This is a genomic window from Amaricoccus sp. W119, assembly GCF_047275745.1.
In the GTDB taxonomy this organism is placed as follows: domain Bacteria; phylum Pseudomonadota; class Alphaproteobacteria; order Rhodobacterales; family Rhodobacteraceae; genus Amaricoccus.
Genome location: NZ_JBKQWU010000018.1, coordinates 38,331 through 53,836 on the forward strand (window position 1 = coordinate 38,331; position 15,506 = coordinate 53,836).

10 protein-coding genes are annotated in these 15,506 nt (G+C 69.5%); 3 read left to right on the forward strand and 7 right to left on the reverse strand.

Features of this window, described 5'->3' with window-relative positions:
* Window positions 1-20: 20 nt before the first annotated feature.
* A complete protein-coding gene (locus tag ACLJK8_RS11560) occupies window positions 21-2,705 on the reverse strand; it encodes a bifunctional acetate--CoA ligase family protein/GNAT family N-acetyltransferase (protein WP_413150417.1) in 2,685 nt (894 codons plus the stop codon).
* Between the two features lie 161 nt (window positions 2,706-2,866).
* Here ACLJK8_RS11560 and ACLJK8_RS11565 point away from each other — a divergent pair, with 161 nt between their 5' ends.
* Together ACLJK8_RS11565 and ACLJK8_RS11570 are read left to right on the forward strand one after the other, a co-directional pair.
* Entirely contained in the window at window positions 2,867-3,613 is a 747-nt protein-coding gene (locus tag ACLJK8_RS11565; RefSeq protein ID WP_413150418.1) for a site-2 protease family protein, read from the forward strand.
* Window positions 3,613-5,100: an NAD(P)H-hydrate dehydratase gene (locus tag ACLJK8_RS11570; protein WP_413150419.1), complete on the forward strand. Its 1,488-nt coding sequence runs from the start codon at window positions 3,613-3,615 to the stop codon at window positions 5,098-5,100. The genes ACLJK8_RS11565 and ACLJK8_RS11570 overlap by 1 nt, the downstream gene beginning before the upstream one ends.
* A gap of 27 nt (window positions 5,101-5,127) precedes the next feature.
* Here the strand turns inward: ACLJK8_RS11570 and ACLJK8_RS11575 are convergent, their stop codons facing one another.
* Window positions 5,128-5,841 carry an MBL fold metallo-hydrolase gene (locus ACLJK8_RS11575; protein ID WP_413150420.1) on the reverse strand — a complete coding sequence of 238 codons (714 nt, stop codon included), beginning with the start codon at window positions 5,839-5,841 and terminating at the stop codon, window positions 5,128-5,130.
* 75 nt (window positions 5,842-5,916) lie between these two features.
* Between ACLJK8_RS11575 and soxR the strand changes: the two genes are divergently transcribed.
* Window positions 5,917-6,390: a redox-sensitive transcriptional activator SoxR gene (gene soxR, locus ACLJK8_RS11580; RefSeq protein ID WP_413150421.1), complete on the forward strand. Its 474-nt coding sequence runs from the start codon at window positions 5,917-5,919 to the stop codon at window positions 6,388-6,390.
* A gap of 115 nt (window positions 6,391-6,505) precedes the next feature.
* Here soxR and ACLJK8_RS11585 read toward each other — a convergent pair whose 3' ends face one another.
* The 5 genes from ACLJK8_RS11585 to ACLJK8_RS11605 all read right to left on the reverse strand — a co-directional run bounded on the left by ACLJK8_RS11585 (window position 6,506) and on the right by ACLJK8_RS11605 (window position 15,476).
* The gene (locus ACLJK8_RS11585; RefSeq protein ID WP_413150422.1) at window positions 6,506-9,958 is read right to left on the reverse strand and encodes a pyruvate carboxylase; all 3,453 of its coding nucleotides are present in this window, start codon (window positions 9,956-9,958) and stop codon (window positions 6,506-6,508) included.
* Window positions 9,959-10,129: 171 nt separating this feature from the next.
* The gene (locus ACLJK8_RS11590) at window positions 10,130-11,413 is read right to left on the reverse strand and encodes a peptidoglycan -binding protein (RefSeq protein WP_413150423.1); all 1,284 of its coding nucleotides are present in this window, start codon (window positions 11,411-11,413) and stop codon (window positions 10,130-10,132) included.
* A gap of 3 nt (window positions 11,414-11,416) precedes the next feature.
* Complete coding sequence (locus ACLJK8_RS11595) at window positions 11,417-12,595, reverse strand: biopolymer transporter ExbB (RefSeq protein ID WP_413150424.1); 1,179 nt, start codon at window positions 12,593-12,595, stop codon at window positions 11,417-11,419.
* A gap of 256 nt (window positions 12,596-12,851) precedes the next feature.
* Entirely contained in the window at window positions 12,852-13,952 is a 1,101-nt protein-coding gene (locus ACLJK8_RS11600; protein WP_413150425.1) for a TRAP transporter substrate-binding protein, read from the reverse strand.
* A 30-nt stretch (window positions 13,953-13,982) separates the two neighbouring features.
* The gene (locus ACLJK8_RS11605; RefSeq protein WP_413150426.1) at window positions 13,983-15,476 is read right to left on the reverse strand and encodes a TRAP transporter large permease; all 1,494 of its coding nucleotides are present in this window, start codon (window positions 15,474-15,476) and stop codon (window positions 13,983-13,985) included.
* Window positions 15,477-15,506: the final 30 nt, after the last annotated feature.

Consider the following 15,506-nt stretch of genomic DNA (forward strand, 5'->3'; position numbering starts at 1 on the left):
GGCGCAATCGGGAATGCGCTTCAGAGTCGCAGCCGAGTCATCGTAACGTCCGGCTCGTCCGCCATCGACTCCGCCGTGAAGCCGAGCGAGGCGATGAGCCGCTGCATGCCGCGGTTCTGCGCGAAAACCATGCCCTCAAGCCACTCCAGCCCTTCCGCGCGCGCGTATTCGATCAGGATCGTCATCAGCGCCCGGCCCAGCCCGCGCCCGCTCATGTCGCTCCGGACCAGCAGTGCGTATTCCGCCGAGCGCTTGTCGGGATCACAGCTCAGCCGCGACACCCCGGCCATCTCCCCCGAGGGCGCAATGGCGATGAAGGCCATCTCGCGGTCGTAGTCGAGCTGGGTCTGGCGCAGGTCATGCGTCTGGCTGAACGACCGGCGGGGTGCCAGGAACCGCATCCGGATATCCTCGGCCGAGAGATGCGCGTGGAAATCCGGGTAGAGCGTCGCATCGACCGGAAGAATGGGCCGGAGCAGATAGGTCCCGCCCTTGAGCGTGACTTCGCGCCGCCAGCCCGACGGATACGGCCGGATCGCGAGGTCCGGATTCGGCCCCCGGCGGTCGAGATCCTCCGGGTCTATCTCGATACGCGCGTCGAGCGCCGTCACCCCCTCGGCATTCGCCAGCAGCGGGTTCACGTCGAGCGCCCTGAGACAGGGAAAATCCTCGATCAGATGCGAGAGCGCGATCAGCGCGCCCTGGATCGCGGGGAAGTTCGCGGGCGCGATCCCACGCACCCCTTCGAGGAGCCGCGAGATGCGCGTCTGCGAGATGAGATCGGCGGCGAGGCCCGCGTCGAGCGGCGGCAGCGCGATCGCCGTGTCGCGCACGACCGCGACCGTGAGCCCGCCCGCCCCGAAGAGGATGACCGGACCGAAGACCGGATCGTGCGAGACGCCGAGGATGAGCTCGTGCGAGCCCGCGCGATAGATCATAGGCTGCAGCGCGAAGCCTGCGAGCGTGGCGTCGGGCCGGCCCTGGCGCAGCCGGTCGGAGATGCCCTCGGCCGCCGCCACCGCCTCGGCCGGGGTCGCGATCCCGAGCACCACGCCGCCGATCTCGAACTTGTGGGAGATCTGATGCGAGATCACCTTGATCACGATTTTCGGGCTTTCCCGCAGCAGCGCCTCGGCGATGCCGCGCACGGAGACGACATCACGGGCGACGCGCGTCGTGGGCGTCGGGATGCCGTAGGCTGCGATGACCGCCTTCGCCTCGGGCTCCGTCAGCATCCGCCGCCCTTCGCCCGCCGCCTTGGTGATCACCGTCAGCGCGCGCGAATAGGCGCCGTCCGGCGTCGCGCGCTGCGCCTGCTCGGCCTCGCGGTCGGGGACCCGCAGCACCGCCGCCTGCGCCTTGCCCCAGTTCGTGAGATGCGACACCGCCGCCGCCGCCCCGCCGGGATTGTTGTAGGACGCGACCCCGGCGGCGCGCAGGATGCCCCGACCCTGCGCCGCCATCGCGCCGCCGAGCCAGCAGGCGATCACCGGTTTGCCCCCGATCATCCCCCGCGTGACACCGCCCGCCAGCGCGTCGGCCACATCCAGCGAGGAGACCAGACCGGACGGCGTATTCATCGCCATCACGACATCGACGCCCGGATCGGCGGCGACCGCCTCGATCGTCCCGAGATAGTCCTCCGGCGAGGCATCGGCGTTGATATCGGCCGGGTTCGATTCGCTCCAGTCGCGGCCGACCCGGCCGCCGATCGACTCGATCGTCCCGGGGTCGAAAGTCGCGAGCTGCCCCGCGACCTCGCTCAGCCGATCGACCGCGAGCACACCGGCGGCGCCGCTGTTGGTCACGACCGCGAGCCGCGCCCGGTTCAGCGGCCGAAAGCGCGCCACGGTCTCCGCCGCGGCGAACATCTCGGCGAGCCCGCCCACCCGCAGGATGCCGGAACGGCGCAGCGCGGCCTCCACGACCAGGTCCGCGCCCGAGAGCTCGCCGGTATGCGTCGCCGCGGCCCGCGCCGCCGCCGCGCTCCGCCCGGCCTTGATCGCGATCACCGGCTTCAGCCGCGAGACCGCGCGCGCCGCCGAAAGGAACTTGCGCGGCGCGGGAATGCTCTCGAGATAGATGAGGATCGCGCGCGTATGTCCGTCGGCCGCGATGAGGTCGAGGTAATCTCCGATATCCACATCGGCCATTTCGCCGAGCGTCACGAATTGCGAGAAGCCGATCCCGTGCTCCGCCGCCCGTTCGAGCAGCGAGAAGCCGAGCGACGCCGACTGCGTCAGCAGCGCGATCCGGCCCTCCGTCGCATCCATGTGCGCCGTGCTCGCATTGAGCCGCGCGGCAGGCACGATCAGCCCGCCGCTCGACGGCCCGATCACGCGCAGGAGATAGGGCCGCGCGGCGTCGAGCATCCGCTGGCGCTGCTCGGGCGTGAATTTCCCCGCCGTCACGACGGCGATCCGCCCGCCCCGCGCGCCCAGTTCGGCGATCAGCCCCGGCACCGTCTCCGGCGGTGTGGTGATCACCGCGATATCCGGCACTCCGGGCAGCGCGGCCAGATCGGGGAAGCATGGCAGGCCCATGATCTCGGTCCGCCCGGCATCGACGGGCCAGATGCCTCCGGAGAACTCGTTCCTCAGGATGTTCTCGAGAACCACCCCGACGATGGAAGCGGCCTCGTCGCCCGCGCCGATCACGGCGACCGAGCGCGGCATCAGGGCGGGATCGAGGTTACGGACGGTCAAGGCAGGTCCCGGGTCAGGGCGGAGAAGATTCCGCCGCCGGGATCATATGCCACCCGGCGCCGAAGGGCAGGCGTCTTTTTGCCCGCCCCCGGCCTTTTCCATCGCCCGGCGGATCGTGTTAAAGACAGATCCTCCGGAAAGACCCGGAGCGGAGAACGGCGATGAACAGGGCGCTCAGGCTCGGACGGTTCGCGGGCATCGATGTCCATCTGCACTGGACCTTCGCCCTCCTGATCGGCTGGGTGGGCTATGTCTCGTGGCAACGCACCGGCACCGTCGCCGGCGCCGTGGATGGCGTCGTGCTCGTGCTCGGGCTCTTTCTCTGCGTGCTCCTGCACGAGTACGGCCACGCCCTGACCGCGCGCCGGTTCGGGATCGGCACCCGGCGCATCACCCTTCTGCCGATCGGGGGCGTGGCGTTGCTCGAATCGATCCCGAAACGTCCGCTGGAGGAAATCGCGATCGCCTTCGCCGGCCCCGCGGTCAATATCGTCATCGCCGTCCTGCTCTACGCCTGGCTCTCCGCCGGCCTGCCGCCGGGCGCGGGGTTCGTTCCGATCATGCTCCAGGCCAACCTCGCGCTCGCGATCTTCAATCTCATCCCGGCCTTTCCGATGGACGGCGGACGCGTGCTGCGCGCGTTGATCTGGACCCGGGCGCCGATCGCGCGGGCGACCTGGATCGCGGCCTGGGTCGGGCGCGTGATCGCGGTCGGTTTCGCGATCTATGGGGTGATGACCCGGAACCCGATCATCGTGCTCATCGCCGCCTTCGTCTGGTTCGCGGCCGGGGCCGAGGCCCGCGCGGTCGCCGAACGCGAGCGCCGCGCGGCGCTTCGCCGCGCCGAGCGGGCGGCGGCGCGGGCCGTGGCCGCCGGCAGCCTTCCCCCCGGTTCGGAGATCCTCTGATGCACGAGTTGCTCAACGCCTCCCAGATGCGCGCGGCCGATCAGGCGACGATCGCGGGCGGCATTCCCGGAATCGACCTCATGGAGGCCGCCGGCCGCGCTGTCGCCGAGGCTGCCAAGGCGATGGCGCCGGACGGGCTCGTCCTCGTGCTCTGCGGTCCCGGCAACAACGGCGGCGACGGTTTCGTCGCGGCGCGCCTGCTGGCCGAGGCCGGCCGGCCGGTACATCTCGCCTTGCTCGGCCCCCGCGAGACGCTGCGGGGGGACGCGGCGATCGCGGCGGAGCGATGGCACGGTCCGGTCCATCCGGCGAGCCCGGACCTGCCGTCCGCCGCGCTTGTCATCGACGCGCTCTTCGGCGTCGGGCTCGACCGGCCGATCGAAGGTTCGGCGGCGGAGATCGTCGCGGCGGTCAACGCCTCCGCGACGCCCGTGCTCGCGGTCGATGTGCCGAGCGGGCTCGACGCGGACAGCGGACAGCCGACCGGCCCGGTGATCGCCGCCGACGCGACCGTCACCTTCTTCCGCAAGAAGCCGGGTCATCTGCTGGAGCCGGGCCGGAGTCTCCGGGGCACGCTCGAACTGGCCCATATCGGCATCGTGGACGCGGTCCTCGCCGAGACGGGGATCGAGGGCTACGAGAACGTCCCCGCGCTCTGGGACGCCGCCCTGCCCCGGCCGAGCGGCGTCGCGCACAAATATACCCGCGGCCATGTCGCCGTCGTCTCGGGACCCGCCACCCGCACCGGCGCCGCCCGGCTCGCCGCGGAGGCGGCGCTGCGCGCGGGCGCGGGGCTCGTGACGGTCGCGAGCCCCGGTTCGGCCCTGATGGTGAACGCCGCGCATCTGACGGCGGTGATGCTGACGCGGATGGACGGGCCGGAGGATCTCACCGACCTGCTCGCCGACACGCGATACACGGCGGCGGTGCTCGGTCCGGGCATGGGCGCCGGCCCGGCGGAACGGGCCATCACCGAGGCCGCGCTCGCCGCGCGCCCCGCGCTCACGCTCGACGCCGACGCGCTGACCCAGTTCGCCGAGATGCCCGACCGGCTCTTCGCCGCGATCGCCGAACGCGCGGCCCCGGTCGTTCTGACGCCCCATGCCGGGGAATTCGCCCGGCTCTTCCCCGATCTCGCGAAACACCCGCTCAAGACCGAGCGGGCCCGCGCGGCGGCGGCGCGCTCCGGCGCGGTCCTGGTGCTGAAGGGCGCCGATACGGTGATCGCCGCGCCCGACGGACGCCTCGTCATCAATGCGAATGCCCCGCCCTGGCTCGCGACGGCGGGTTCGGGCGACGTGCTCGCCGGGATCACAGGCGGGTTGCTCGCCCAGGGCATGCCGGCGCTCGAGGCGGCGGAGGCCGCGGTCTGGATGCACGGCGCGGCGGCGAACGAGATCGGTCCGGGCCTGATCGCCGAGGACCTCGCGCCGGCGCTCCGCCGCGTCCTGACCGGGCTTTTCAGCCGGAACGGCGCGGCGCTCTGAAGCGCCGGCCCCCGGGCGCCCCGGAACTCAGCCATCGGCACCGGCGGTGACCCGGCCGATGACCGCGTCGATGCTCCGCGCGAAGCCATCGCGGGTGAAGGGCGTCGCGATGGGCGCGCCGGCCCGCGCCACCCAGGGCACGAGCAGATCGAACTCCACCTCGCGCAGCCGCCGGAGGCTGTCGAGGAAGGTTCCGCGGTCGCTGTCCCCGAGCAGCACGCCCCGAAGCTCGCCCTCCGAGACATAGAGGCTGTCGGCGGTGAACAGGCACCTCGCCTCGGGCCCGCGCCAGAGATAGGCGGTGGAGCCCGGCGTGTGGCCGGGGATCGGGATGGCCCGCAGGTCCGGCGCGATCTGCTTCGGCCCGTCGAAGGTTCCGGCGACCGCGACGCGTTTCGCCGCCTCCTCGTGGTCGGCCTGATGGACGTGGACCGGAGTGCCGAAACGCTTGGCGATCGCCCCCGCGCCCAGCATCGCCTCATGCCAGTGGCCGAGCCAGAGCGCCGTCGCCCCGCCCGCCGCCTCCACGGCCTCGCCATTCCTCAGGATGCCGTCGCTGGCGTTCACCAGGACATTGCCGTCCGCGCCGCGCAGCAGGAAGGAGCGCACCACCATCCCGGGGGCGAAGCCCAGTTCCAGCGGATCGCCGGCGAGGAGATGGGCCGTCACGGGCTCGAGGCCCGCCGCCGCCGTGATCGGGGTCGGGGTCGGGGTCGGGGTCGGGGTCATGATCGTGGTCATGTGAGTGCTCCTTGCCTTCGTATCGGGAGCACCTGATATAGAACCTCAACATTGGTTGAGGTCAAGGGGCCCGTCATGACGCGGATCAAGGCGATGCTCACACCGGCGGAGGTGGCGCGACGCGGCGGTGTCGCCGTCTCCGCGCTGCATTTCTACGAGCGCAAGGGACTCATCTCGGCGAGCCGCAGCGACGGGAACCAGCGCCGATACGAACGGGCCGTGCTCCGGCGCGTGGCGATCATCCGCGTGGCGACCGAACTCGGCATCCCGCTCAGGGAGGTGAAGGCCGCCTTCGACACCCTGCCCGCCGAGCGGGTTCCGAACGCGCGGGACTGGGAGCGGATCGCGACGCGCTGGCGCGCGATGCTTGACGAGCGGATCGCGCGCACTGTGGCGCTCCGCGACCGGCTGGCGGGATGTATCGGCTGCGGCTGTCTCTCGGTCGAACAATGCCCGCTCGCCAACCCGCGCGACATCGCCGGTTCGCGGGGCACCGGCGCGGTCGGGCTCTTGCCCGACGCGGCCGGGACGGGGCGATCCGACAGCTGAGCCTCGCGACCGGGCATCCAAACGCCGGTCACGGAGCACCGCCGGCGCGGTTCAATCTTCCGAGCGGCGGGGGCACACGAAGAATGCGCCCTCCCGCCGACCGGAAAGCCGGGCCTCAGTCGAGTTCGAGCTCGATCAGCAGATCCTTCGCATCGACCTGCGCGCCGGGATTCACATGGAGCGCCTTGACCTTCCCGCCCTTGTCGGCGTGCAGCCCGGTCTCCATCTTCATCGCCTCGATCGTGCAGAGCAGATCGCCCGGCTGCACAGGCTGCCCGGCGGAGACGGCGACCGTGGCGATCACCCCCGGCATCGGCGCCGCGACATGCGCCGGATTGCCGGCCTCGGCCTTCGGCCGCTTCGGCGCCGAGGACTGCGCCTTGCGGTCCGGGACGCGGACCGTGCGCGGCTGGCCGTTCAACTCGAAGAAAACCCGGACCTCGCCGTCCTCGTTGGTCTCGCCGAAGGCGGTCAGCCGGATCTCCAGCGTCTTGCCCGGATCGATCTCGACCGAGATCTCCTCAGACGGCTCCATCCCGTAAAGATAGACCGGCGTCGGCAGCGTCCGGACCGGACCGTAGTCGCGATGCCGCGTCATGTAATCGAGGAAGACCTTGGGATACATGAGGTAGCCGCAGAAGTCCTCGTTGTCGATCTCCTCGCCCGCGACCTGGCCTTTCAGATCCCCGAGCATCGTGTCGAGATCGGCGGCCGGCATCACGGCGCCGGGGCGCTCGGTCGAAGCCTGCTCGCCCTTCAGCACCTTCGCCTGCAGATCGGCGGGCCAGCCGCCCGGGGGCTGGCCGAGATTTCCCTTCAGCATGTCCACCACGCTGTCGGGGAAGGCCACGTCGACGCCCGGGTCCTCGACCTCCGCGCGCGTCAGCCCCTGCGCCACCATCATCAGCGCCATGTCGCCGACGACCTTCGAGGATGGCGTCACCTTCACGATGTCGCCGAACATCTTGTTCGCCTCGGAATACATGTGGGCGACTTCGTGCCAGCGCTCCTCCAGCCCCATCGAACGCGCCTGCGCCTTAAGGTTGGTGAACTGCCCGCCCGGCATCTCGTGGAGATAGACCTCGGAAGCCGGCGCCTGCAGCCCCGCCTCGAAGGCGAGGTACTGCGCGCGCACGGCCTCCCAGTAGTCGGAGATCTGGCGGATCGCCTCGATGTCGAGGCCGGTGTCACGCTCGGAATGCTTCAGCGCCTCGACGATCGAGCCGAGGCAGGGCTGCGAGGTGCTGCCCGAGAAGGCGTCCATCGCCGCGTCCACCGCGTCGACGCCCACATCGGCGGCCGCGAGGATGGTGGCGGCCGCGACACCGCTCGTGTCATGGGTGTGGAAGTGGATCGGAAGGCCCACCTCCTCCTTCAGCGCCTTGAAGAGCACCCGCGCCGCGCCCGGCTTCAGGAGGCCCGCCATGTCCTTCAGGCCAAGCACATGCGCGCCGGCGGCCTTCAGCTCCTTGCCCATGGCGACATAGTACTTGAGGTCATATTTCGCCCGGTCCGGGTCGAAGATGTCGCCGGTGTAGCAGATCGCAGCCTCGCAGACCTTGCCGGTGCCGACGACCGCGTCCATCGCGACGCGCATGTTCTCGACCCAGTTCAGCGAATCGAAGACGCGGAACACATCGACCCCCGACTCGGCCGCCTGTTTCACGAAGGCCTCCACGACATTGTCGGGATAGTTCGTGTAGCCCACGCCGTTCGAGGCCCGGAGCAGCATCTGCGTCATCAGGTTCGGCATCGCCGCGCGCAGGTCGCGCAACCGCTGCCACGGGCACTCCTGCAGGAAGCGATAGGCCACATCGAAGGTCGCGCCGCCCCAGCATTCGACGGAGAAGAGCTCCGGCAGCATCCGCGCATAGGCGGGGGCGATCTTGATCATGTCATAGGACCGCATGCGGGTCGCCAGCAGGCTCTGGTGACCGTCGCGCATGGTCGTATCGGTGATCAGCATCTTCTTCTGCGCGAGCATCCAGTCGGCGACGGCCTGGGCGCCCTCCTTCTCGAGAAGCTGCCGCGTGCCGTCCCGAACCGGCTCCTGCTCCATGTCCACCGGCGGTCTGGGCTTGCGCGCCTCCGCCGGCGGTCGGGGCCGGCCGGCGGTCTCCGGATGACCGTTGACCGAGATGTCGGCGACATAGGTCAGGATCTTGGTGGCCCGGTCACGCCGGCTCTCGAACGCGAAAAGCTCGGGCGTCGTGTCGATGAACTTCGTCGTATAGCTGAGATCGAGGAAGGTCGGATGCTTCAGCAGGTTCTCGACGAAGGCGATATTGGTCGAGACGCCCCGGATGCGGAACTCGCGGAGCGCGCGGTCGAGGCGGGCGATCGCCATCTCCGGCGTCGGAGCCCAGGCGGTGACCTTCTCCAGAAGCGAGTCGTAGTAGCGGGTGATGACCGCGCCCGAATAGGCGGTGCCACCGTCGAGGCGGATGCCCATGCCGGTCGCACCGCGATAGGCGGTGATCCGGCCGTAGTCGGGGATGAAGTTGTTCTGCGGGTCCTCGGTGGTGATGCGGCACTGCAGCGCGTGACCGTGGAGCTGCACATCGGCCTGCGTCGGCGCGCCGGTGGCCTCGGCGATGGTCGCGCCCTCGGCGAGCATGATCTGCGCGCGCACGATATCGATTCCGGTGACTTCCTCGGTCACCGTGTGCTCGACCTGGACCCGCGGATTGACCTCGATGAAGTAGAAGGCGCCGGTGTCGCGGTCCATCAGGAATTCGACGGTCCCCGCGCATTCGTAGTTGGCCGCCTGGCAGATCCGGAGCGCCAGGCCGCAGACTTCCTCGCGCTGCGCCTGGTCGAGATAGGGCGCGGGCGCGCGCTCCAGCACCTTCTGGTTCCGGCGCTGGACCGAGCAGTCGCGCTCCCAGAGGTGATAGAGATCGCCGAACTGGTCGCCGAGGATCTGCACCTCGACATGGCGCGCGTTCAGGATGAGCTTCTCAAGGTATCCCTCGCCGTTGCCGAAGGCGTTCAGCGCCTCGCGCCGGCCTTCGAGCACCTTGCTCTCCAGCTCCTCGGGACCCATGATCGGCCGCATGCCCCGGCCGCCGCCACCCCAGGAGGCCTTGAGCATGAAGGGATAGCCGACCTCATCGGCCATCCGGCGCACTTCGTCCATGTCGTCCGGCAGGACCTCGGTCGCGGGGACGACCGGAACACCGGCGGCGATCGCGACCTTGCGCGCGCTCGCCTTGTCGCCCAGCATCCGCATCGTCTCGGCCTTCGGACCGATGAAGGTGATCCCGGCAGCGACGCAGGCATCGACGAGATCGGGGTTCTCGGAGAGCAGGCCGTAGCCGGGGTGGATCGCATCGGCGCCGGCCATCCTGGCGACGCGGATGATCTCGGGGATCGACAGATAGGCCGCGACCGGCCCCAGACCTTCGCCGATGCGGTAGGCCTCGTCGGCCTTGAACCGGTGCAGGCCGAGCTTGTCCTCCTCGGCGAAGACCGCGACGGTCCGCTTGCCCATCTCGTTCGCGGCGCGCATCACCCGGATGGCAATCTCACCGCGGTTCGCGATAAGGATCTTCTTGAAGCTCTTCATGGATGAACAGTCCCCCGGACAGATGGCCCCCGGACATGTGGGTGCGACGTACCATTGGTAGACCACCGCGGCGCAGCATACAATCGCGCCTTATGTGCAAGGCCCGAAGGTCCCGGTGTCCCGTCCCGGCGCTCGACACGCCCGGTCCCGGTGTCCCGTCAGCTCATGGGCTCAGCGTTCGGTCAGCTTGAGCTCGATGCGGCGGTTGCGAGCCAGGGCCGCGGCGGAGGTCCCGGCGTCGATCGGCTGGTACTCGCCGAACCCCGTGGCCGCGAGCCGGCCGGCCGGCATCTCCTCGGCCTCGATCATGTAACGCACCACCGAGAGCGCGCGCGCCTGGCTCAGTTCCCAGTTGTCGCGGAACGGGCCGGAGGCGCCGACCGGCCTGCGGTCGGTATGCCCGTCGACACGCAGGATCCAGTCGATCTCCGGCGGGATCTCGTCCATGATGCCGCGGATGACGGAGGCGACCCGCGCCACCTGCTCCCGACCCTCGGAGTTGAGGTTGGCTGAGCCCGGCGCGAAGAGCACTTCCGAGGGGAAGACGAACCGGTCTCCGACCACCTCCACCCCCTCCTGCGAGCCGAGAATGTCGCGCATCCGGCCGAAGAACTCCGAGCGGAAATGCTCCAGATCCCGCGCCTCGGCCTCGAGCCTCAGGCGTTCGCGCTCCTCCAGATCGGCGCGCGCGGCCTGTTCGGAGGCGACCTTGGCGAGCGCGGCGTTGAGATTGGCGCCGAGCGTCTCGATCTGCACCTGGCTTTGCGCGTCCTCCTCGCGCGCCGCGTCGAGCAGCCCCTGCAGCGCGGTGAGCTGGTCGCGCAACTGCGCGGTCTGCTGGTTGAGGAGCGCGATCTGGCGCTGGCCCTCGGCTGAGACCGCCTGCTGGTCGGAGAGCAGCGCGCGGGCCTGGGCGAGCTCCGCCGCCCGCCGCTCGGCATCGTCGAGCGCCTGGGCCTGATCGGTCGAGAGCGCGTCGCGCGCCGCCTCGGCGGCGGCGAGCAGTGTCAGCGTCTCCTCGGCCTTCCGCCGCTCCTCCTCGAGGCGCATGTTCATCGCGGTCAGCGCGGCGGAACTCTCGTCCAGCTCGCTCCTGAGCCCCGCCGCCTCGGATTCCACGGCCGCCAGCCCTTCCCCGAGCGTGGTGTTCTGGGCGAGCAGATCGGTGATCCGCGCCTCGGCGGTCGCGGGCTGTTCGCGCAGCGTCGCGACCAGCGCGGTCTGCGTGTCGGCCCGACTCCGCTCCAGCCCGAGCGCCTCGCCGAGATTGGCGACCTGCGCCGAGAGGCTCTCGATGTCGTCGCGCTGGCCGCTGATCGTGTCTCTCAGCACGAATTGCACGATCATGAAGATCGACAGCACGAAGAACAGGATCATCAGCAGCGCGGCCATCGCATCCACGAAACCCGGCCAGATCGTGCCATGGAACCGGTTGCCGCGGACCCGAAGCGCCATGCGTCAGATCCTCCCCCTGGGCCCCAACCCGCGCAGCGCATCGGTCAGCGCGGCGAGATCCTGCCGCATCTCGGCGACGAGATCCTGCCGCCCGGCGGAGAGGTCCTCGAGGATGCGGAGCACTTGCGTGTCGATCGAACGCAGCCGCGCCCGGGTCTCGGCGTCGAGCCGCCCGGTCTCCTCGTCGCGCGCGCTCAGAAGCTCCGCGACGCGCTCCTGCGCCCCGGCGATCCGTTCCATCACCGCGCGATCGGCCGCGCGCGCGTCGGGCGAGGCCATCGCCTCGGCGAGCGCGGCGACCCGCGCATCGCTCGCCTCCGCCCGCGAGACCATGCGGTCGATCATCTCGCGCAGCGACTCGATCTGCCCGGCGGTATGTTCCAGCACGGCGAGCACATTGCCCGCGTTGACCTCGTCGCCATCCATCCCCGGCAGGCCGACCTTGGTGATCGAGGAGAGCCATTCCTCCAACTCGCGGTAGAATCTCCCCTGGCCGTGGCCGGTGAAGAGATCGAGCAGGCCCACGACGAGCGACCCCGCGAGCCCGAGCAGCGATGAGGCAAAGGCCGTGCCCATGCCGCCAAGCTGGCCTTCGAGGCCGGCCATCAGCCCCTCGAAGACCGAGACGGCGCTCTGGCCCTCGCTGGGCGCGAGGCTCCGGATCGTGTTCACGACTTCCGGAACCACGGTCGCGAGCCCGTAGAAGGTGCCGAGAAGGCCGAGGAAGATCAGCAGATTGATGAGGTAGCGCGTCAGGTCGCGCTGCTCGTCGAGGCGGGTGGCGACGGAATCGAGGATCGAGCGCGTCGAGGTCGAGGTCAGCGCCCGCCGCGCCCGCCGCTCGCTCAGGAGCGCCGCGAGCGTCGCGAGCAGTCCGGGCGCCTTGTTGAATTCATGTCCCGGCCGGTCGAGCGCGAAATTCTCGATCCAGCTCACCGAGGCGATGAGGGTCGCGACCTGCCAGAAGCAGGAGGCGACGCCGATCAGGAAGACGCAGGCGATGAAACCGTTGAGCCAGGGCGAGGCGAGGAAGACCGGCTTGACCTCGGGAAAGAGCAGGATCGCGAGGCCGGCCACGAGGCCGAGCACGATCAGCATCATCACGATCTGGCGCACCGGCTGCGAGAAGCGGGGGCGCGGAGCCTGCGGCTGGCGGGTTCGAAGCTCCTTTTTCGCGACCATCCGCGTTCACTCTCCTGCTCGCCGGCGGGGGTTTTCCCTCACGCGGGCGCGAGACTACTTCGCCGCCGCGGGCATTCCAACCGGCTTCGTGGAAATCGGTGAACGCCGCCAATCCGTTGTGTGTCGGAGTGTGTCCCGAAGCCGGCACCGGGGGAGGCCCGGGGCCGTCGGGGCGGCCCGCCGGAGCGCGCAACGCGGATGCCGGCGGAACGTCTCGCCCCCGCGCCAGTGGCCTGGCGCGGGCGCGTCGGGCGCGTCAGCCCTTGCTGCGGTTGCGGATCTGGAAGTTGTCGAAGCTGTATTCCGCGACCTGGTACCAGAGATAGCCTTCGCTCCGGTACGCCTTCATGCTGTCCCAGATCTGCTTGAAGTCGGCGTTGGAGGCCGAGATCTCCTCATAGACCTCGTTCGAGGCGGCGAGCGCGGCTTCGAGCACATCCTGCGGGAAGGCCTTGAGCTGGGCGCCGCCGGCGATCAGGCTCCGGAGCGCGGCCGGGTTGCGCGTGTCGTAGCGGGCCATCATGAACGTGTTTGCATAGGCGCCCGCGTTGATCATGATCGACTTGTAGTCCTCGGGCAGCTCGTTCCACTTGTCGAGGTTGATGAAGAAGTGGATCGTCGGGCCGCCCTCCCAGAAGCCGGGATAGTAATAGTACGGCGCGACCTTGTTGAAGCCGAGCTTCTGGTCGTCGTACGGCCCGATCCACTCGGCCGCGTCGATCGTGCCGCGCTCGAGCGAGGGATAGATGTCGCCGCCCGGGATCTGCTGCGGCACGACTCCGAGCTTCTCCATCACGCTGCCGGCGATGCCCGCGATACGCATCTTGACGCCCTGGAGATCGGCGACCGAACCGATCTCCTTGCGCCACCAGCCACCCATCTGGACGCCGGTGTTGCCGCCCGGAATGCCGAAGATGTTATGCTTCGCGTAGAAGGCGTTCAGCATGTCGTTGCCGCCGTTCTCGTAAAGCCAGCCGTTCATCAGCCGGGCGTTGAGCCCGAACGGCACGGCGGTTCCGAGCGCGAAGGTCGGGTCCTTGCCCCAGTAGTAGTAGGAGCAGGTATGCGCCATCTCGACCGTGTTGGTGCCGACGGCCTCGGCGGCCTGCGGCGTGGGCACGATCTCGCCCGCCGGGAAGACCTGGATCTCGATCTTGCCGCCGGACATCGCCTTGCACTGCTCGGCGAAGACCTCCGCCGCGCCGAAGATCGTGTCGAGCGAACGCGGGAAGCCGGATGTCAGCCGCCAGCGAACCGTCGGCGCCTCCTGCGCGATGGCCGGGGCGGCGAGTGGCGCGGCGATCGCGGCCGCCGCGCCGCCGGTCGCGGCGCCTTTCAGGAATTTGCGTCGTTCCATGGAAGTCCTCCCAGGGTTGCGACCCCGGCCTCAATTGGCCGGGTCGGAGAAGTCGGGCGCGGCCGGATCGAGACCGGGCAGCGGAGCGTCGGACGGCGCGTCGAGGCCGGGCAGACCCCCGCCCCCCGGCGCGTCGAGGCCGGGCAGGATCAGGTTGTCGAGTTGCTCCTGCACCACCGAAGGATCGAGCTCCGTATGCTCGCCCACGAAATAGGTGACCACCTCGGGGAAGAAGACGAGGATCGCGACCAGCGTGAGCTGGAGACAGATCCACGGGATCGAACCCCAGTAGATGTCGCGGCTCTTCACCTCGGGAGGCGCGATGCCGCGGAGATAGAAGAGCGCGAAGCCGAAGGGCGGGTGCATGAACGAGGTCTGGATGTTGGCGCAGAGCAGCAGGCCGAACCAGATCATGTTGATGTCGAGCGCATGCGCCGCGGGCAGCAGCAGCGGCACCACGATGAAGCAGATCTCGAAGAAATCGAGGAAGAAGGCCAGGAAGAAGACGAAGACCATCACGAAGATCAGGAACCCCGTGCGTCCGCCCGGCAGGCTCGAGAGCAGATGCTCGATCCAGCGGCCGCCGTTCACGCCCTGGAAAACGAGGCTGAACACGGTCGCGCCGATCAGGATGAAGACCACCATCGAGGTGATCCGCGCCGTCGTCTTCATCGCCTCCCACATGACCGGGACCGAGAAGCGGCGATGCGTGATCGACAGCAGGATCGCGCCGCAGGCGCCCATGGCGCCGGCCTCGGTCGGCGTGGCGAGGCCGAGGAAGATCGTGCCGAGCACGAGGAAGATCAGCACGAGCGAGGGCACCATGCCCTTGGCGACCTTGAGCGCCAGCGCCCAGCCCCGGAGCGTGCGCGCCTCCTCGGGCAGAGGCGGGACCAGCGATGGGCGGAAGATCGCGAGGAAGAGCACGAAGAGCATGAAGAGCGAGATCTGCAGGATCGAGGGCCCGACCGCGCCGAGATACATGTCGCCCACCGAGACGCCGAGCTGGTCGGCGAGGATGATGAGCACGAGCGAGGGCGGGATCACCTGGGCGATCGTGCCCGAGGCCGCGATCACGCCGGTGCCGACGCGCATGTCATAGCCGTACTTCAGCATCACCGGCAGCGAGATCATGCCCATGGCGATGACCGAGGCCGCGACCGTGCCGGTCACCGCGCCGAGAATCGCGCCGACGAGCACGACGGCGAAGGCGAGACCGCCCGGGAAGGCGCCGAAGAGCTGCCCCGCGCCTTCGAGCAGATCCTCCGCGAGCCCGCTTCGCTCCAGCACCGCGCCGAGGAAGGTGAAGAACGGAATCGCGAGCAGCAGGTCGTTCGACATGATGCCGAAGGTCCGGTACGGCAGCGCCTGCAGGAACTCCGGCCCGAAATAGCCGACCTGGATCGCCAGGAAGCCGAAGAAGAGCCCGAGCGCGGAAAGCGAGAACGCGACCGGGAAACCGTAGAGAAGGAACAGGACGAGGCCCGCGAACATCGTGGGGGCCATAAAGCCGTAGTCAAGCATTCACAGGGGCCTTTCCCGGATTGCGCCGCG

Coding starts and splice junctions, on each gene's coding strand:
- ACLJK8_RS11565 (WP_413150418.1), top strand. CDS start 2,867: ATGAACAGGGCGCTCAGGCTCGGACGGTTCGCGGGCATCGATGTCCAT.
- ACLJK8_RS11595 (WP_413150424.1), bottom strand. CDS start 12,595: ATGGTCGCGAAAAAGGAGCTTCGAACCCGCCAGCCGCAGGCTCCGCGC.
- ACLJK8_RS11600 (WP_413150425.1), bottom strand. CDS start 13,952: ATGGAACGACGCAAATTCCTGAAAGGCGCCGCGACCGGCGGCGCGGCG.
- ACLJK8_RS11590 (WP_413150423.1), bottom strand. CDS start 11,413: ATGGCGCTTCGGGTCCGCGGCAACCGGTTCCATGGCACGATCTGGCCG.
- soxR (WP_413150421.1), top strand. CDS start 5,917: ATGACGCGGATCAAGGCGATGCTCACACCGGCGGAGGTGGCGCGACGC.
- ACLJK8_RS11585 (WP_413150422.1), bottom strand. CDS start 9,958: ATGAAGAGCTTCAAGAAGATCCTTATCGCGAACCGCGGTGAGATTGCC.
- ACLJK8_RS11570 (WP_413150419.1), top strand. CDS start 3,613: ATGCACGAGTTGCTCAACGCCTCCCAGATGCGCGCGGCCGATCAGGCG.
- ACLJK8_RS11605 (WP_413150426.1), bottom strand. CDS start 15,476: ATGCTTGACTACGGCTTTATGGCCCCCACGATGTTCGCGGGCCTCGTC.
- ACLJK8_RS11575 (WP_413150420.1), bottom strand. CDS start 5,841: ATGACCACGATCATGACCCCGACCCCGACCCCGACCCCGACCCCGATC.